General features: G+C 58.2%; 14 protein-coding genes and 1 tRNA gene. 9 read left to right on the forward strand and 6 right to left on the reverse strand.

Annotated elements, in window-relative coordinates; all coding sequences use genetic code 11:
• Window position 1 precedes the first annotated feature (1 nt).
• From IPM39_07500 to IPM39_07520, 5 genes are all read left to right on the forward strand, one after another.
• A complete protein-coding gene (locus IPM39_07500; GenBank protein ID MBK8985914.1) occupies window positions 2-217 on the forward strand; it encodes a hypothetical protein in 216 nt (71 codons plus the stop codon).
• A gap of 143 nt (window positions 218-360) precedes the next feature.
• Complete coding sequence (locus tag IPM39_07505; protein MBK8985915.1) at window positions 361-1,680, forward strand: extracellular solute-binding protein; 1,320 nt, start codon at window positions 361-363, stop codon at window positions 1,678-1,680.
• A gap of 13 nt (window positions 1,681-1,693) precedes the next feature.
• On the forward strand, window positions 1,694-3,037 hold the full coding sequence (locus tag IPM39_07510; GenBank protein ID MBK8985916.1) for a DUF4147 domain-containing protein: 1,344 nt from the start codon (window positions 1,694-1,696) through the stop codon (window positions 3,035-3,037).
• A gap of 47 nt (window positions 3,038-3,084) precedes the next feature.
• On the forward strand, window positions 3,085-6,315 hold the full coding sequence (locus IPM39_07515) for a transcriptional regulator (protein ID MBK8985917.1): 3,231 nt from the start codon (window positions 3,085-3,087) through the stop codon (window positions 6,313-6,315).
• A 184-nt stretch (window positions 6,316-6,499) separates the two neighbouring features.
• Entirely contained in the window at window positions 6,500-8,533 is a 2,034-nt protein-coding gene (locus tag IPM39_07520) for a phage holin family protein (protein ID MBK8985918.1), read from the forward strand.
• An 89-nt stretch (window positions 8,534-8,622) separates the two neighbouring features.
• On the opposite strand, the gene IPM39_07525 is transcribed toward IPM39_07520, so the two are convergent.
• Window positions 8,623-8,772: a hypothetical protein gene (locus IPM39_07525; protein ID MBK8985919.1), complete on the reverse strand. Its 150-nt coding sequence runs from the start codon at window positions 8,770-8,772 to the stop codon at window positions 8,623-8,625.
• 109 nt (window positions 8,773-8,881) lie between these two features.
• On the reverse strand, window positions 8,882-10,642 hold the full coding sequence (locus IPM39_07530) for a DEAD/DEAH box helicase (protein ID MBK8985920.1): 1,761 nt from the start codon (window positions 10,640-10,642) through the stop codon (window positions 8,882-8,884).
• A gap of 64 nt (window positions 10,643-10,706) precedes the next feature.
• Between IPM39_07530 and IPM39_07535 the strand changes: the two genes are divergently transcribed.
• Both IPM39_07535 and IPM39_07540 read left to right on the forward strand, forming a co-directional pair.
• Window positions 10,707-10,964, forward strand: a complete 258-nt coding sequence (locus IPM39_07535; protein ID MBK8985921.1) for a type II toxin-antitoxin system Phd/YefM family antitoxin — start codon at window positions 10,707-10,709, stop codon at window positions 10,962-10,964.
• Window positions 10,965-10,982: 18 nt separating this feature from the next.
• A complete protein-coding gene (locus tag IPM39_07540) occupies window positions 10,983-11,927 on the forward strand; it encodes a site-specific DNA-methyltransferase (GenBank protein MBK8985922.1) in 945 nt (314 codons plus the stop codon).
• Here IPM39_07540 and IPM39_07545 read toward each other — a convergent pair.
• From IPM39_07545 to IPM39_07560, 4 genes are all read right to left on the reverse strand, one after another.
• Window positions 11,919-12,443, reverse strand: coding sequence for a hypothetical protein (locus IPM39_07545; GenBank protein ID MBK8985923.1), 525 nt, complete (start codon window positions 12,441-12,443; stop codon window positions 11,919-11,921). The two genes, IPM39_07540 and IPM39_07545, sit on opposite strands and share 9 nt — an antisense overlap.
• A 125-nt stretch (window positions 12,444-12,568) precedes the next feature.
• Window positions 12,569-13,981 carry a DUF2791 family P-loop domain-containing protein gene (locus tag IPM39_07550; GenBank protein ID MBK8985924.1) on the reverse strand — a complete coding sequence of 471 codons (1,413 nt, stop codon included), beginning with the start codon at window positions 13,979-13,981 and terminating at the stop codon, window positions 12,569-12,571.
• 93 nt (window positions 13,982-14,074) lie between these two features.
• Window positions 14,075-15,361, reverse strand: a complete 1,287-nt coding sequence (locus IPM39_07555; protein MBK8985925.1) for a DUF2791 family P-loop domain-containing protein — start codon at window positions 15,359-15,361, stop codon at window positions 14,075-14,077.
• 78 nt (window positions 15,362-15,439) lie between these two features.
• The gene (locus IPM39_07560) at window positions 15,440-16,264 is read right to left on the reverse strand and encodes a hypothetical protein (GenBank protein MBK8985926.1); all 825 of its coding nucleotides are present in this window, start codon (window positions 16,262-16,264) and stop codon (window positions 15,440-15,442) included.
• 301 nt (window positions 16,265-16,565) lie between these two features.
• On the opposite strand from IPM39_07560, the gene IPM39_07565 reads away from it, so the two are divergent.
• Together IPM39_07565 and IPM39_07570 are read left to right on the forward strand one after the other, a co-directional pair.
• Window positions 16,566-16,652 (forward strand) — tRNA-Ser (locus IPM39_07565).
• 173 nt (window positions 16,653-16,825) lie between these two features.
• Window positions 16,826-19,084 (forward strand): GAF domain-containing sensor histidine kinase, encoded by a 2,259-nt coding sequence (locus IPM39_07570; GenBank protein MBK8985927.1) that lies wholly within the window; start codon window positions 16,826-16,828, stop codon window positions 19,082-19,084.
• Window positions 19,085-19,091 lie beyond the last annotated feature (7 nt).

The following is a 19,091-nucleotide window of genomic DNA, read 5'->3' on the forward strand; positions in this document are numbered from 1 at the left end:
GATGGAATGCTGGATTTGTGAACGGCCGTCACACGCGATCTGCCGTTTCTGTGGCCGGGCGGTATGCAAAACCCATGCCCAAGAGATGCCTTACATCATCCACACCTATCGAACGGCCGCCAACATCTACAAAGCCTTTGTTGTGGCCGGGGCTGTCTGGTGCGGCCAATGCAAACCGCAGCAAGACCCCATCACCCTTACCAATCTGGATGATTAGTACCCGTAATCCGAAGTCCGTATGCCGTTTTCCGTAGGCCCCTGCCAGGGGCGGTGACCTACAAAACAGCGGTCACAAAGTGGTCGTAAAACGACGCCGCGGATGACCGCCTACGACTACTGGTTGCGCTGCGAGCCGATGCCATGCGACGTTTCCTGCTGATACAAATACTTCTCATTTTTGCCCTCTGGCTGACGGCCTGTGATTTCCTGCGCGGCAGCGCCGATGCGCCAGTGGCAACGGCCGTTGCCCTCACCCCCACACCGCCCCAACAGACGCCGGTTAGCCAGAACACGCCCAGTTTTGTCATCGCCCCCACCGTCACGCCGACCCGAAACTCCCTCATCATCTGGCTGCCGCCAGCCATTGCCTCGCGCACCGAAGCCGGCGCGGTCACCCTGTCTGACCAACTGTTGGCCTTCAACAGCGCCCATCCTGACCTGGAAATCATCGTTGAACAAAAGCCGATCAACGGCCAGGGCGGGGCCTTAAACTATCTACGAACAGGGCGCAACATTGCCTCGACCATTTTGCCAGACCTGCTGGCCATCCCCACGACCCAATTGGCCGCCACCGCCAGCGAGGGACTCATATTCCCCATGGAGGATTTTTTGGACCCGGCGCTGGCGGATCAATTGTTCCCGCTGGCTCGGACTTGGGCGTTTAACGCTAACCACCTGGTTGGCATTCCCTTTGTCCTGACAGAAATGCTGCACCTGGAATACAGCAGCGTCATCACCGAACCCGTGCCGCTGGAATGGAGTGGGTTCATCTCCGACACCACCCGGCACATGGTTTTCCCGGCAGCCGGGGCTGATGGCGCGCGGTTGGCGCTGCAATTTTATCTGGCGGCCGACGGCCGTTTGACCAACGAAGCCGGACAACCTGGCCTGGAGCTAGAACCCTTGACCCTGGCTTTGCAGCAGTTGTACAACGGCCGTACCAACGGCTTCATCTTGCAGCAAAGCAGCAACATCAACACCCTGGCCGATGGCGCGCGCCTGGTACAAGACGGCTCCACCGACTATGCCCTCACCTCCTCCGACGTTTTTTTGCAAAGCATCTCCGCCGGGTATGTCCCCCAATTTGCCGCCATCCCCGGCCTGGGTGAGCCGCTGCCGGTGCTGGTTAACGGCTGGGCCTGGGTCATCACCACCCCGGATGCGCAGAAAAAAGCGCTGGCCGCCGAGCTGATCGCCAGCCTGACCACGCCGGAAAACTTAGGCAGTTGGAGCCAGCAGAGCCGGATTTTACCGGCTATGCCGGCGGCCTTTGCCGTCTGGCCAGACGACAATGTGTATGCCAATTTCGCCCAAAACGAACTTCAGCGCGCCATTCCCATGCCGCTGTCTACCGCTAACATCATTATGCCAGCCCTGGAAAACGCCGTCTTCGACGTGGTCTCTTTGACCAAAACACCGGCCGTCGCCGCTGCCGAAGCGGTCGCCGCCGTCAGCCCGTGACACAAGGTCGCCCATGTTCCCCCGCTATGAGGAGTATCGCCGCCACGTTTTAGCATTATTCCAGGCTGCGTTAACGGCCGTAGACCCGGCAGCGGCCGTCCATGCCCACCTCCATCTTACGAGCCAGGCGCTCATCAGCGGCCCGCACCAGTATGATCTGGCTCAGGGACGCATCTTTTTGGTCAGCGTGGGCAAAGCGGCCGTGCCGATGGCCCAGGCCGCCAGCCAGGCGCTGGGCGCAGCGCTGCACGCCGGTATCGTCGTCGCCAAAACGCTGCCCGCTGAGCTGACCCTATCCCCAGACAAAATTGCCGTGTATACCGGCAGTCATCCCGTGCCCGGCCCAGACAGTTTGCGGGCAGCAGCGGCCGTACACACCCTGCTGCAAACCACCGCCGCCAACGATCTGGTCCTCTGCCTTATTTCCGGTGGAACGTCGGCGCTGCTCAGCCAACCGCTGGTGTCGCTGGCCGATTGGCAGGCGCTGAATCGGGCGCTGCTGGCTTCGGGCTGCGCCATAGAGGAATTTAACACTGTGCGCCGCCAGATGGACGCCGTCAAAGGGGGTGGGCTGCGCCGTTGGGCTGCGCCGGCCCGCTGCATCAGCCTGATTTTGAGTGATGTTGTGGGCAATCCACTGCCTGTTATCGGCAGCGGCCCGACGGTGGTGAGTGACGACACGCCGGCTGACGCCCTGGCGGTGTTGGCGCGTTATGGGGTGGCGGAGCGGCTGGACACGGCCGTTTACCAACGCATCCACGCCGCCCTCAGCCAGCAGCCGCCACCGCCCGCCGCTTTGCCGCCCGCGGCCCATGTCATCGTCGGCGATGCGCGGCAGGCGGCCCTGGCGGCGCAGAACCGCGCCGCCGAATTGGGCTTTACCGCGCAAATTCTGACGGCCCAGTTGGCCGGCGAAGCGCGCGAAGTGGGGCGCGTCGCCGCGGCCATCGCCAAAGACACGCCGCCCAACCACTGCTTCATCCTGGCGGGCGAAACGACGGTGACATTATCCGGCGCTGGCCTGGGCGGGCGCAATCTGGAAACGGCGCTGGCGGCGGCTGTCGCCCTGGGTGGGCAGCCGCAAGTCGTCCTGTCCTCGCTGGCTACCGATGGCGAAGATGGCCCCACCGCGGCCGCCGGGGCGGTGGTGACGGGCGAAACGGCCGTCTACGCCCACCGCTGTCATCTCGACCCCGTTGCCCACCTACACCGCCACGACAGCTATCCTTTTTTCCAACAATTAGACCAGCACACCGCCCACCGCACGCCAGCCTGTCTGGTGCAAACCGGCCCCACCGGGACCAATGTCAACGATCTTATCTTCATCTTGCGCTACCAGCCTTACCTGACAAAGTGACAGGGTGACATGGTATTCAAGTTTTCATTCCTGAGAGAGATTGCCCTGTGTATCCAGACGTTTACGTCGTTCGCGCTAAATTGATGCCGCCTTATCCGGCCAGACGGACGCTGGTGCGCGCCCGGCTGACGCAGCGCCTGCTGGAAGCGGCCGACTACCGGCTGACGGTGGTGCAGGCCGGGGCGGGTTATGGCAAAAGTACGGCGTTGGCGGCGTTAACGGCCGTTACCCCCCATCTCGTCTGGTATCACCTGGATGATGGCGACGTGGACCCGCTGCGGCTGCTGCTGCATTTGTATCATGGCTTTGCCGCTGCCCTGCCCGGGTTTGCCACCGCCCCGCTGACCTTTTTGCAAACGTGGGACCGCAGCAGCGCGCCGCTGCCCTGGGCAACGGCCGTAGACATGCTCAGCAACGCCCTGGCTGAATGCGATGCCCCGGCTGTTTTCCTGGTGCTGGACGATGTTCACCTGCTAGAAGCGGCCGGCGACGCTCTGCGCATTGTAGACCGGCTGATTGGACGCGCTCCGGCCAACCTGCACACGATTCTGGCAACCCGCTATCCACTGCGGCTGCCCTCCTGGCTGAACTGGCAAGTGCGCGGCGAGATGTTGGAAATTAACCAGGCGGAGATGGCCTTCACCCCCACTGAAATCCAGGCGCTTTTTCAGGAACAGTACCGCCTGGCATTGACGCCCGACCAGGTGGCGCAGTTGGCCGCTAAAAGCGAAGGGTGGGCCATCGCCTTGCAGTTGGTGTGGCAGCGCTGGCAAAGTGACGCCCAAACCACGCTGCATGGGGCATTGGACCAACTATCTGGCTCTGGCAGCGATCTGTTTAGCTTTTTAGTACAGGAGGTGCTGGCGCAGCAAGCGCCAGACATTCAGGCGTTTTTGCGGCAAACGGCCGTACTGCGTGAAATGGACGCCGCTGCCTGTAACGCCTTACGCCAGGCCACCGACAGCGAACAAATCTTGCGTTACCTGCAAGAAACCAGCCTGTTCATCGCCAACACCGGCGATGGCCGGCTGCGTTACCACCATTTGCTGCGCGAACTGCTGCACAACCAACTAGACACGGCCGTCGCCCAAACCCTCCATCGGCGCGCCGCCGCCTATTACCACCAGCAGAACGATGAAGAGGCGACCATCCACCACCTGTTGGCGGCCGGCGATTTTGAAGAAACGGCCGTTATCCTCGACGATTCCGGCCGGCGTATGGTCCGCGCCGGTCGGCTGCATTTACTGGCAAGCTGGATTGGCAGCCTGCCTCCCGACGTGCTGGAAATCCATCCCGCCTTGCTGGTTTGCCTGGGCGACGTGGCCCGGCTGCACAGCCGCTTCGACGAAGCCCTGGGCTGGTATCAGCAGGCCGAGACCCGCGCCCGCGCTTACGGCAATCTGCGCGAAGTAGGCCAGGCGCTGCGCGGCCAGGCCCGCGTCTACCTGGATACGGTCAACCCCAGCCAGGCGGAACAACTGCTGCACGAAGCGATGCGCATCACCGATGGCCTGGAAGACCGCGAAAGCCGCGCTCGCCTGTTGGAACTGCTGGCCGAAAATATGCTCAACCTGGGTCACATGGAAGAATCGGAAGCATATCGCCAACAGGCGCGCGATTTACGCCAGGAGGGGCCGGCCGAGGCGGAATTGTCTATGCGCGTGCTGCTGCGTACTGGCCGGTTGGCCGAAGTGCGCCAACTGTTGCAAGAGCGCGTCCGCCAGGAACAGCAAGAGCCGGTGCTGCGTCCCCGCGCCCATCGAGAGACGCCGCTGCTGCTCTCGTTGGTCCTGGCGTTTCAGGGCGAGCAAGAACAAGCTCATGCGTTTGCCGTTCAGGGGATGCAGCGGGGGCAAATGCTGCAATCGCCATTTATTACGGCCGTTGGCCACATGCGCCAGGGACACGCCTGGCTGCTGCAAAAAGACGAACAAGGCTACGAAGAGGCGTTCCGCTGTTTTCAACAGAGCATCGCCATCAGCGAGACGTTGATGGTTCCGCGTCTGAAAGTGGAATCGTATTGGGGTATTTGCCAGGTACATGGCTTTCGCGGCCACCTGGCCGAAGCTGCCCATGCCGCCGATCAGGGCATTGCCATCGCCCAAAGCGCCGGTGATGAATGGATCGAAGCACTCATTCGCCTGTCGTTGGGCGCGAGTTATGCCCTGGCCGACCAGATGACCGACGCCAACCGCGAACTGGCGGAGGCCCTGTTAGCCCTACGCGAATGCAGCGATACACACGGCGAGGCGCTGGCTTTGCTGTGGCACTGCCTGGTCTGGCATCGCCAGGAAGCGACCAAACTGCTGCTGCCTGCTCTGGCCGATTTGCTGCGTCTGACCCGCGTGTATGGCTACGATTATCTCTTTACGCGCCGCACCATTGTGGGGCCGCCAGATACGCGCGCCCTGGTTCCGCTGCTGCTGGCGGCCCGCGACGCCGACATCGAAGCGACTTACGCCCAGAATTTGCTGAAACAATTGGGATTGTCTGCCCTGACGCTGCATCCGGGCTACCAACTGCGTCTGCAAACATTGGGGCAGTTTGTTGTCTGGCGCGGTGCGGAATTGGTGACGACGCGCGATTGGCAGCGCAAGGCGGCGCGCCAATTGTTGCAGCTTTTGTTGGCCCACCGGCGCGATGTGTTAGACCGGGACCAGATTGTTGATTTGTTGTGGCCGGAGTTGGATGCGGAAAACGGCCGTCGCAATCTCAAAATTGCTTTTAACGCGCTGTGCCAGGCGCTTGAACCGCGGCGTCCGGCGCGCGCGCCATCGGCGTTTGTCTTGCGCGACGGCGCGCTTTATGGTTTGCGCCCGGAAGCGGATGTGTGGCTGGACGTGGCTGCCTTTGAAGAAGCTGCGGCCGCCGGCGACGCCTGCCTGGAAACGGATGTCGCCCAAGCCATTCATGCTTACCGCCAGGCGCTTCGCTTGTACCAGGGTGATTTTCTGAGTGAATGCCGCTATGAGGAATGGTGCAGTGAGGAGCGCGAACGGCTCATCGCCCTCTATTTGCGGTCGGCTGACCGGCTGGCGCAGGCATTAGCCAACGCCGCGCTGTGGGAAGAGGTTATTCAGGTGTGCCAGGTGATTCTGGCTCAGGACAACTGCTGGGAGCAGGCTTACCGGCTGATCATGTTGGCCTACCAGCATCTGGGTAATCGGGCGCAGGCGCTGCGCGCTTATCATCGTTGTGTGGATTGTTTGCAAAGGGAACTGGGGGTGCAGCCAACGGCCGTTACCACCGACCTGTATCATCACCTGCTTGCCACCTGATCGCTCACTGGCAGGTTGTCGGAAAAGTAGAAATGGATACGCGGATGACACGGATTTAACGGATTTACACCGATTTTCTGGTGATTTATCCGTAAAAATCCGTCAAATCCGTTCAATCCGTGTACCTACCCTGAGTTCTTCGACAGCCTGCTGGAGATGTCAGGTTCGCCAATCATGGAGACACATGAAACGCTTACACGGACAACATCCCCTGATTCGCATTTTCATCATCTGGCTGATTGAAGCGGTGGCCCTGCTGCTGCTTAATCTGCTGATGACCGGGTTGCAGGTTGACACCGTGGCCGCCGCCTTTGTGGCCGTGGCGGCCATTGGTTTGCTCAACGCGCTGCTCTGGCCGCTGCTGAGTTATCTGATTCTGCCCTTTGCCGTGCTGACGTTGGGGTTGGCGGCGCTGGCTCTGAACGGGGTGATTATCCTGCTGGCGGCTGATCTGGTGGATGGCTTTGCGGTGGATAGCCTGGGGTCGGCGGTGTTGGCGGCGTTGGGGTTAACGGCCGTAAACACCATCGCCAGTTCCCTGCTGACCATAGACGACGACAGCTCGTGGTATCGCAACGTCGTCCGGCGGCGGGTTAAGCGGATGGCGCGCCCGGTAAAAAGCGACGTGCCTGGCTTTCTGTTTTTGGAGATAGATGGTCTGGCCCGGCCGGTGCTGGAAAAGGCGATGCGTGATGGCTACGCCCCAACCCTGAAACAGTGGATTGAAGAGGGCAATCATGTATTGACGGAGTGGGAAACAGACCTCTCTTCGCAAACTTCGGCCGGTCAGGCTGGTATTTTACACGGCAACAACCACAACATCCCCGCGTTTCGTTGGTACGACCGCCAGCGCAAAGAAGTGATCTCCTCCAGCAGCCCGCGCGAGGTGGCGCGCCTGGAACAGGTTCACTCTGATGGCAACGGCCTGCTGGTGGACCAGGGGGCCAGCCGGGGTAATCTGCTGTCTGGCGACGCGCCCATCGTCAGCATGACCGCCAGCACCATGAAAGACCTGTCGCGCCTACATCTGACCGATTTTTACGCTTACTTTGTCAATCCCTACAACCTGACGCGCACCCTGCTCCTGATGGTGTGGGATTTGATGTTGGAAAAATGGCAGTTCTGGCAGGCGCGGCGCAATAATGTGTATCCGATTTTGGATAAGCAGAAGCGTGGCGGCAAATACCCACTGCTGCGCGTGTTTACCACCGTCATCATGCGCGAATTGAACATTTATACCCTGATTGGCGACATGTATGCCGGGGTCTCTTCCGCGTATGCCACATTTGTGGGCTACGACGAGGTGGCCCATCATTCGGGTGTGGAATCGGTGGATGCGTTGGATACGCTGCGGAAGTTGGACCGCCAGTTTGCCCGTTTGCAGAGCGCGGCGGAGGATGCGCCACGGCCGTATCATCTGGTTGTCCTGGCTGATCACGGCCAGAGCGGTGGGGCGACGTTTAAGCAGCGGTATGGCCTCGATTTGCAGCAGTTGGTGCAGCAGTCCGCCCAGGCATTTCGCGTTCAGGGCATCATGGAAAGTAACGAAGCCTGGGGGCACGTGAATGTGTTGGTGAACGATGCTATCCGCAATGATAAACGCTCTAGCAAAGCGCTGAAGCGGGTGACGCAAAGCCAGACCGACGGTGATGGGGTGAACCTGGGGCCAGATGAGGAAGATGAAGAACTGGCGGCAGACGCGCAAATTTTGGTGTTGGCATCGGGCAATTTGGGGTTGGTCTATGGGACCCGGTTGGAAAAACGGGCGACTCTGGAACAGATTGAGAGCATTTACCCTGGTTTATTGGCCGGCCTGGCGCAGCATGAAGGGGTGGGTTGGCTGATGGTGCATTCAGCGGAGCATGGGCCGGTGGTGATTGGGCAGAACGGCCGTTACTATCTCGCCACCGACCACATTGAAGGCGAAAACCCACTGACCGGCTTTGGTCTCCATGCCGCCGACCATTTGCGCCGCTACGACGAATTTCCCGACGCGCCGGACATTTACCTGAACAGCTTTTATGATGCGGCAAGCAATGAAGTGGCGGCGTTTGAGGAGTTGATTGGTTGTCATGGCGGGTTGGGGGGGTATCAGACACGGCCGTTTCTGCTGTACCCCTCTGAGCTAGAACTGACCGAGCCGCATCTGGTGGGGGCAGCGGCCGTTTACCGGCAGTTAAAGACGTGGTTGCAGCAGGTGCAGGGGGCGGGGGAATAGTGAATGGGAGGGGTTGTTCAGTATTCAGTGTTCAGTGCGTGTTTTAGAGGTAACACGACTGAACACTGAACACTGGTCACTGATTACGGCTAGAGTAGTAGTTCAAGACGGCCGTACACATCCGGTTGATTCACGATCTGGGCGGTGTGGTAGGTCTGACTGAACTCTTCCAGGTTTAATTGGCGTAACACAGCATCGGCGGCCACGTCGGCGGGCAGCAAGCTTTGAAAGCGACCCATCTCCAGCCAGTTCGCCAGCATCTCGACCCGTTTACGCGCTGCTTTGTGGATGGTCCTGGCGTCGCTGGGTGGCAGTTGCGCCAGAGGTTGGTGGACGTACAGACAATATTCATTGACCGATTCGGCGGCTACGCCTTGCGCCAGGAGAACGGCCGTCAGTACTTCCCCCCACCACCGACCCCCAAAAATGAAACAAGAACAGGCCCGGCGTTTGCGGCAGCGCGGCCATCTCGCCGGCCGCCACTCCCAACGAATGGGCGACGGCTTGCGTCACATCGAAGGGGATGGCAGCGAAGGATTTGCGCTGGCGCAGGATGTCGGCGGGTGGCTGGTCGGGCACGGCCGTTAAGCCAAACCGATACCGCTCCACCCAAACCACCTGCATCGAACGGCCGCCAAACAGCAAAATTGTGCCCGGCGGGTACGATTGGCCGGTGTGGGCGATGGTCCGGCCGGTGTGGGCGTCTACGGCCGTGATGCCGCCCACGTCGCCGCCGATGTTGCTGTAAATTTCGTGCTGGTCCAGCAGTACATTCAGCTTCTCGTCGGGCTTCCATTCACCCGGTCGGCCAGGCTGCAAATAGCCGCTCAACGCCAGGTAAGACACAATCTTACGGACGTCTTCGCTGGTCACTTCCGGCGGGGCGATCCGGCGTACGTCGGCCAGACGCACGCTGCCGGTGGGGCTTTGCCGGAGCAGGCTGAAGATTTGCTGCACCAGGACGGACGGGCGAAAAGCAGTTTGCCATTGACGATTGACCATGAATGATTGGCGATTCTCCGCCAACTGCAACAGCGCCTCAAACCGCGCCCATTCGCCGGGGGATTTGGGCATACAGAGGACGGGCGTTTGCGCGGCGCGGCGGCTGCCCCGGCCCACGCGCTGCGTAAAGGCGTTGACATTGGGCGGCGCGCCGAGCAGCACCACATCGTCCACGCTGCCGATGTCTATGCCCAGTTCCAGGGTGGAGGTGGCCACGCAGATGGCGACAGCGGCCTGGGCAAAGCGTTCTTCCGTCTCGCGGCGCATGGCCGCGTCCAGATTGCTATAGTGAACGAAGATGTCGGCGTGATGAGGCAGGGCGTGGCGCAGGGCAACGGCCGTTTGCTCCACCTCGTCCCGTGAATTGCAGAAGATGAGAGATTTGCGTGACGGCCGTTCACGCAGCGCCTGCACCAACTCCCGCAAATCATACAACGGCGCAATCTCCGCCACGATTTCCCGCCCACCCGGCACGGCCACAATCGTCCCATTGCGCAAGTAGCGTCGGCTCACGCCCGCCGGGTCCGGCACAGTGGCCGACAAGGCCACCCGCTGCGCCGATTCCACGTCTGGCCGGGCATACTGCCGGATGCGCTCGATGCGCGGCAGCAGGCAGCGCACATGGTCCCCGCGCGGCGTATTGTCGAACAGGTGAATTTCGTCCAAAACGATGGCCTGCACATTGGCAAAGGTTTTGGGGGTGCGGGTCAGCAGGGAATCAGCCGATTCCGGGGTGGTGATGAGGACAGCCGGTAACGTCACGCCGGGCTGCGCGTCGCCGGTTTTCATGCCCAGGCGGACGCCGGTATCGGCCAGCGCCGGTTGCAGGCGATTGTACAAGTCGCGCACCAACGCCCGCGTGGGGCAAATGTAGAGAATCGTCAGGGGCGCGTGCAGGTTGGTCCAGAGGCGCTCCAACAGCGGAGCAATAACGGCTTCCGTTTTGCCGGAAGCCGTGGCGGCGATGACGAGAACGTCGTTCCCATCCAGGATGGGCGGAATGGCCTGGTGTTGGATGGGGGTGAAACGGCCGTGCCGGGCAAAAAACAACGGCCAGGTGTGGAGAATACGCGCTTTAACCTGCTCTTGGGAAAACCCATGCATCATTTGACTTTCATCAATCATAAATTGTATAATATAGCTAAATTAGCTAATTCTGTAAACAATTCTTATGCACACAAAAACAATTGCCTCAACAGAAGCTCAAAACAATTTTGGCCGCATTCTAAACGACGTTATTCAAAATAACACCCGCTACATTGTGAAACGGCATCATTCGCCACAGGCAATCCTGCTAAGTCTGAGTGACTTCGAGCAAATCCTGGCGAATCATGATGAGCAAAACAAGCTCACTAAATTGGTGCGTGAACTTGTCCCCGTTTACAGCCTAGGCGAACCTATCCTCAACGAACAAGATGACGGCCGGTAATTGAAGGCAAGGCAACGAATGAAAGGAAATACCGCTTTCAACACGTTCATGATAAACTACGATCACCAGTTCATTGGGAACTCTATGTTACTACATGCCAATTGTTTCGCCTGGATGGCAGAGATTCCAGCGGAAAGCATCCATTCCATTGTCACCGATCCGCCCTATGGAGTTAAAGAGTATGAACCTGATCAACTAGATAAAAGAACAAACGGCAATGGAGGTATCTGGCGTATTCCACCTTCATTTGACGGGAACGAGCGCTCACCCCTGCCACGTTTTACCGCCCTGAATACGGCTGAACGAGAAAAAGTGCAACATTATTTCTTTGACTGGGCCACCTTAGCTTTGCGTATCTTACGACCCGGTGGGCATGTTATTCTTGCGTCTAATACATTTTTGTCGCAAATTGTTTTTACGGCGATTGTTGAAGCGGGGTTTGAATTTCGCGGTCAAATTGTGCGTCTGGTCCGAACGCTGCGCGGCGGTGACAGGCCAAAAAACGCCGAGAAAGAGTTCCCAGACGTTTGCACGATGCCCAGAGGATGTTATGAACCCTGGGGAATTTTTCGCAAACCTCTGCTGCATGGCATGACCGTGAGTGATTGCTTGCGTGCTTATCAGACCGGGGGGTTAAGGCGCAAACCAGACGGTAATCCGTTTGAAGATGTGATCGAGAGTGAACGTACATCCCAACGTGAACGAGAACTCGCCGACCATCCTAGCTTAAAGCCACAATCTTTTATGCGTCAGGTAGTGTATGCCTCTCTACCGTTGGGGGAAGGTATTGTGGTAGACCCTTTTATGGGGTCTGGATCAACCATTGCCGCGGCTGAGGCAATGGGCTACGCCAGTATTGGCCTGGAGCGCCACCTGGCCTATTTCGAGATGAGCCAGTCAGCCATCCCCAAACTCGCAGAGTTAGGAACCAAAGAACTACAATTACCCCTGGCTTTAGTCTGATTCACGATAGACCCAATTGGCCTTCATTTTTGCTACGCCATTTTTGGTAACGCTGGCAGTAATTGTCCTACGGCTTGTGGCAGAGCGCCCAGAAAACGACCAGTCCTCTTTTTCCAGTTGTGCCGCATAGACGCCGTGAAAGCGAAAAGGTGCAGGTGGAATTCCTTTACGGCCGTCATTCCCCGTATTGCTCCCAAAATGAAAAACCATGAGCCAAACCGCTTCTGGATTGTGTCCTTGCCAACCACCGGAATGACGAGACCCCTTTACTTCTATGCCCTCATTGACATGTTGCGCGGCATCATTCGGGAACATTCCTGTTGGAATCAGGTCTGGATGCCCATTGTGGTATTGATTTTTCACCAGACCAGGACAATATTTGGGGATGCTCATGGTCATAAATTCGCCGACAATACTGCTGAAATTAGCGGGCATGAGGAAACTTTCCAACCGGGGTATCTGCTTGGTGCGTAACTGCTGGTTGATGAATCCAAGAAATTCGGTGAAATCGCTCATGGCCTGATGGACATGCCCAATTGTGAGACCATAAGGTAAAACGCAATCTGGGTTGAGGAAAGCCGCATTTACGGTAACAGGTATGCACGCCTGGACTTCACGTTCATTCATCATGGTTTCTTCCATCAGCGCACCTGGGCGCGGAGTTCGTCTAGCAGGGTGGCGACGTCGTAGTCGGGGTAGAGGTAGAGCAGGTCGAACAGTTCGACGGAAAGTCTGACGACGGTACGCATGGAGAAACGGCCGTTCCTCACCCCCATCGCTAAATGTTCCGCCGCGCCCCGTCGTACCTGTCCCTGCCGCTCGCCCGGTTCGTAGCCATACGCCTGGGCGTGGTAAGTCAGAATACGCTGCAAAAATTGGCCCACTTCTTGCGGGTCGGCGTCCGGTTCCAGGTAGAAGATGTCATCGGCCGTCAGCCAATCTTGCAGCGGCAGGCGGTTATCGCTGCGGGTGACGGTGAAGAGAAAAAAAAGCGACTGCCCCTGGTCGTAAGCCAGGGGATAGTCGCGCCAGCGATGTTGGGGGAACTGATCTTCGTGGAGTTTGGCCTGGTTTTGGCGCAGCGCGGCGTAGATGATCGCCTGGAAGAAGAGGCTGGCTTTGGGGCGCTGGTACGGTTTGAGCAGCGAATAACTTTCGGCCTCGTCTACCAACACGCAGAGGCCGCTGTAATTGCCCAACCGGGCCAGCGCCGAAACGCCAGTGAGCAGGTAGGCAATTTGCCGGGCGTTAGCGCCGACGGTGTAGATGGAGGGGAATTTGACGCCGCGTGGCATGGCCTTGTTCATCTGACTGACGCGCCGACCGCCCATGAGCCAGTTCAACCACGCCTGCCGCTGACGCGAGGAGGCAGTGGCGGCGAGGGCTTGTAGGGCGAAGCTGAGGGGGTCGTTTTCTATCGGGGTAAGGGCTGACAGTTGGCTCAGGGTGTGGGGGAGAACGGCCGTTTTGCCCAGCAGTGGTCCCAACCCCCGTTCGTCAGTGTCCGGGTAGCGCAAGTGACGCATGGCTTCGCGGTAAATGTCAAAAGCGCGGTGTGGTGGCAGTTCTTGCAAATCCAGGCTGATCGTCGTCACTAAAAAATTACGGGACAATGCTTCCTGCGTTGCCAATTCCACCATGTGGCTTTTACCATAACCATACTCCCCCACCACAGCGCGAACTGCGCCGCCTTGCTGGTGCGCCTGATTCAGAGCGCGAACCAGACTTTCCCGCTCTGGCCGCAGGTTGATGGTTAGCTCGCCTACGTGCTGCGCCGGGGCGATGCCCACGCGCAGCGATTCGACGAGTTGGCGGGCTTGTAGTTGGGATTGGGGCATGGGGTCTGGGGAGTGGTAGGCCAGGGCAAACGTCGGCGACGGTTCAGCGATGGCCTGTCCATCACCGACGGGAAGACCATCGGCCATAAATTCGCGGCTGGGGCGGCGGAAGCGCAGCCCGTTTTCAAAGCGCACCAACCATTCAGCGCCGTTGCGATAAACGGCCGTTACCTGTCCCGCGCCAAACTGCGGATGTGTGACATGTTTTCCGATCATAAAAATTGTCAATTGTTAATAGTCAATAGCCAATTGTCAACGGTCAACGGAATAGGCGTTGACAATTGACAATTAACCATTGACCATTGGCGATTAATACGGCGGCGTTTCGCCGCCCGATAATTCATCAATCTGGCCGCGCAGGAGGGCCTGGGCTTCTTCTTCGGTGATGGTGTGCTGACGGCCGTAATGCTGCCGCGACAATTCCACCACAAACGACTTCACAAACAAGCGGCGATGGCTGATGTCTAAAAACACATCGCGGGCGACGTTGGCTAAAATGACCGCATTGGCCCGCTGGATGGCGTGGTCCAACTGCGCATCGAAAGCCGCTTCGTAAATAGGGATCAGCTTCTCGCCAATTGCCAGCATCAGATCGTTTTCGTCCAGGTCCAGATGGTCCAGGTTGATGAGCGGGCTGAAGTGGTTGACGCGGCTGAAATGGCCGGGGGCGCGCACCCGCTGCTGGAGCGCTGGGTATTTGGGCACAACGTCGTTGATGAACTGCGGCGGCACGGCGTAGACAAACATCGCGCCGGGCAAATCTTCGCGGGTGCGGTCTATCACTTCGCGCAGGGTGTCGGTCGCCAGCTTTTCCGCCTTGCCGCCGACAGAGGCCATGCGGTCTACTTCATCGAAGAGGAGAATGAGGCCGCTGTAACTGAGGGCGCGGATAACCTGACAAAGCGAACGCAACATGCGAAAGGCGTTGGGTTTGTTGATTTTGCCGGTCACGCCCACTTCGCGCAGGATTTTGGTGTCGTCGGGGCTGGTGGTTTCGCCCAGCAGCCAGCGGGAGAGGGAATCCAGCCGTTCTTCGTTGTCGCGGATGAGGGCGTCGAAGTAGGCGAGTACGGCCGTTTGGTACGCCGGACTATCCACCACACTGGCTTCCAGCGTGTCCACCAGGCCCCGATACAGGGGATGGTTTAACGTTTCCAGGCTCAACTCGCCACCGACCACCCGCTCCAGCGTGCCTTGCAGGAAACGGGTCAAACCCGTCTCATCGCTCAACCCTTCGCCGATTTCGTGCCAGATGATATGTTGGGCCACGGCTTCGTAGACCTTTTTCTGGTCGTCATAAGGCGTCTCCACCGGGCTGAGGTCTACTTTAGCGACGGCGAAGTTGCGCGCCCAGGCCACGTCGCGCAGGCAGTAGAGGAAGTGGGATTTACCGCTGCCATAATCACCGATGACCATTTTGTAAGCCGCGCCGCCATCTTGCAGGTAAGACGAAAGGTAAAATTCGTCCAGCGCGTCTAAAATGGACTGGTTGCCCACGTTAAAATGCTGGATGCCACGCGCCGGCGGCGTGCCAAAACTGCCCAGCGTCTCAATGATATGCCGGGCCAGAGAGGGGGAGAGATTCGCTTCGCTCATAGGAATTGTGAAGTTTGAATTGTGAATTGTGAACCGAAAATCATTCACACTTCACAATTCACCGTTCACAATTCACAATTAGTCAAAGGTAATGTCGCTGTAATATTGGCCGTCTACGGCCGTTTCCGGCAGCCAGATAGAGCGGCTGGATTGTTCGGCCTGGCTTTTGGTGGCGACGCCTAGACGGAAAGGCGGATCGCCTTGCGCCTGGACCAGAACCAGGTCGCGCACGAAGAGGACGCGCTCGTAATCTTTGAAGGTGCTGCGCGAGGGCTGGTTCCAAAAGCGGGCGCTTTGCCGGTTCATGGTGAGTTTGCTGTACACTTCGATGATGTTGATGCGTCCACCAGACGGCCGTTGTTTGCGTTCATCCTTGCAATCTTGCCATGCTTTCTGCAAATCGGGCAGGAAATTGCTCTCCAGGCTACGGTTGACAACGCGCTTCACCTGCTGGTCATAGGCCTTGAGGATGCCGGTAAGCGACAAAGGAATGGCGCTGGTGAGCGGTTCACGGCCGTAAAACCACTGTCCTTTGCGAGCGGCCATGTCTATTTTGAAGACAAGAAGGCCAACGCCGAGGATGGGCGGACGGCCGTCTACCGTTTCACCGCGTTTGCCAAATTCGTCGCGCAAATCTTTGGCAAAGTCGAAGGCCAGGTCGTCCAGGGCGGTTTGGGTCACAGCGGCAAAGGCGGCAACAGCCTGATCCAATGTTGCGCTGTCTACTTCGGCGGCGGTCATTTCCAGTTTGCTCAGGGCTTTGTGCATGGGCAGGGCATCAGCTTTTTCGGCGGCAGCCAGACGCACGGCCGTGTTTAAAGCGCCCATCACGTCCCGCAAAGCCTTAAACTGCGGCGCAAGCTCTGTCTGGGCGGCCGTTAACTGCTTCACAAGTTCTTCCATGTCATACCTCTTCTATCCGTAGGATGGCTAAGTGAGCAAATTGTAGAAGGTAAGAAGGTTTGGGGCAAGAACGGCCGTTTGGCTGCCCATCACCTATCACAGCAATTCTCAATTTGCCCTGGTGTTATCGTAGGGGCGAGACAGGCGGGAGGCAAGGTATTGGTGATTGGCAAAGATGTTGCCCCGCCTGTCCCGCCCCTACGGCTGGATTGCAAAATGAGAATTGCTGCACCTATCAAGGTTGGGTTGACTGTTGGTAAACTCGCATTATAATCTGTCGTGTCTTGCACAACTGACGTTTGGGCGGGTGACCGAGAGGCTGAAGGTGCAGCACTGGAAATGCTGTGTACGGGTAACCGTACCGTGGGTTCGAATCCCACCCCGTCCGCTGAAGAGGCACAGTTCATCACTGTGCCTTTTTTCTTTCTCGGCGGGCTGCTTCATTGCCAGCGCTAGAAACGGCCGTTACAATAAACAACGTTTGCAGCGAACCCAGACTTTGTGCAGCGCAGCGTTCGTGGCCGATGCGCCCGCGGACAAACAAACGTAGGCAAGCAGTCTATGACTACATCTGAGATTGTCTCGATTTTTCCCCTTTTGGCTGCCGTCGCCTATACGTTTGTGCTGATTGCTCCCTCTCTGCGGCGCAGCCGGCAAGAGTCGGCCCTGAAATGGTTCCTGGCTTTTTTGGGTGCGTCCATCATCTGGCAAATCCTGCTGTTTTTTGTGCCCTACACCAGTTTGCCGCCTAACCTGCCCATGAAAGCCCTGTTGGTGGGCACGACGTTTCTGGGGATGACAACGGCCGTTTACGTCAAATGGCCCCAACAAAAGACCTGGCTCCTCCTATCCGGCGCGGCCATCCTGGCCACCATCGTTGTGGATGTATTGATTCCCAACGAACCTTTTCGTCTATTGGCCGCTTCCGCCTGGGCCACCGTCACCGTTAGCAGCGCCATCTCTTTCCTAACCTGGTTTGCTCTCAGCGCCTTTATTCTGCTGCGCGCCTGGCATGATTATCGCCGTACCGATTTTCCCTGGCACGCCAACCGCCTGCTTTTTTGGTCGCTCACCCTGCTGCTTGTCTTCACCGGCGAGGCGCTGACCTTCTTTCGTTTCACCGGTCTGACCATCGCCGGTCAGGTGATTCGTTACCTGGGCGTCGTTGGACTGGCCTATGCCGTCGCCTCTTATCGCATCTTTGATGTGCGCACGCGGGTGCGGCGGGGCATCGCTTACTTTATTATTGTCCTGATTTCCGCGCTGCCGCTAACCGCCCTCATTATTTTGGTGCAGCGCCTGACGCAAAACCAATTCCGCACGACCCTCATTGTCACCAGCGTCACCGTGGTGCTGAGCTTCGTTGTCTATCAGCCTTTGCGCGGCGTTGTCGAACGGACAACTTACCGTTACCTGTTTGGCGAGGGGTTCGACCCCAACCAGATCGTGCGCGATTACAGCCAGGCTATTTCACGCACGTTGGATGTGCAGCAGTTGTCCGAGCTTATTTTGGGCATCCTCAGCGATAAATTCGGGACCAATCGAGGCGCGCTCATGCTGGTAACGGTAACGGATGGCAACGTGGAAATTGAACCGGTCCCCGGCATCGGGACTGTTCCGCGCCGTACTGTCTTGTTGGCCACCGATAATTTGCTGGTCGCCTCTCTGGTACGGCAGCATCAGCCGGTGCTGCAATATGAGCTGGACTTTAATCCTGCGTATCAGGCGATGGGGGAAACGGCCGTTTCCTGGCTGCAAGAAATGGCAATGGAAGCCTACGTCCCGGTCAGCGCCGGCAGTGACCTGGATGGCGTCATCGCCATCGGCCCCAAACGTTCCGGCGTGCCCTACCAGCCAGGCGAATTAGACCTGATTCAGGTCCTGGCCGACCAGACTGTTGTCGCCCTGCAAAACGCCCGCCTATACACCGAATTGGAAGGGCAAAATGAACAAATCAACACCCTCAACGTAGACTTGGTCAGGCAAAATGAACGGCTGGAAATCATGGACCAGGTCAAATCAGACTTCATCACCATCGCCTCCCACGAACTGCGCACACCACTGACCCAAGTAAAGGGTTATGCCGACATCCTGGCGGCAATGAACGAGACCAACTCCCTGACTCAGGAGCAGACCAAAGAGATAGTCGGCCATATCAACCGGGCGACCATTCGCCTGGAAAGCCTGATCAGCGCGATGTTAGACGCCAGTCAGATTGATGTAGATGGGATGCAGCTTACCTACATGGAAGCCAAGATGGAGACCATCATCCGATTGGCGCTAGAACCCCTGAATCATGCGCTGCGCGACCGCCGCATTAGCCTGACGACAACGGGTCTGGCCGAACTGCCACCCATCCACGCCGATTTTAAACGTCTGGTGCAAGCGTTTACCAATTTACTGGGCAACGCCATTAAATATACCCCCGATTATGGCAGCATCATGGTGGAAGGCATCGCCATCCCCAGCGAAAATGGGGAGGATGACCATATCGAAATTGTTGTTGCTGATACGGGCATCGGCATTGACGCCCGTTATCATGAGCTGATTTTTGAGAAATTCTTTCGCATTGGCGACCCACAATTACACTCTACCGGCAGCACCAAGTTCAAGGGTGCGGGGCCGGGCCTGGGTTTGCCCATTGTGAAGGGGGTGGTGGAAGCGCATAACGGCCGTATCTGGGTAGAATCCGATGGCGAAGACGAAGCCCGTTTCCCCGGCAGCCGCTTTCACGTCACCCTCCCGGTCTGTTCGCCAGAAGCCAAGGAGCAAATGGCTAAAGCCAAAATCAGCAACCGCCCTTCCTGGCTCATTGGCTAACCGCCAG

The sequence above is a fragment of the Candidatus Leptovillus gracilis genome, assembly GCA_016716065.1.
Lineage (GTDB): Bacteria > Chloroflexota > Anaerolineae > Promineifilales > Promineifilaceae > Leptovillus > Leptovillus gracilis.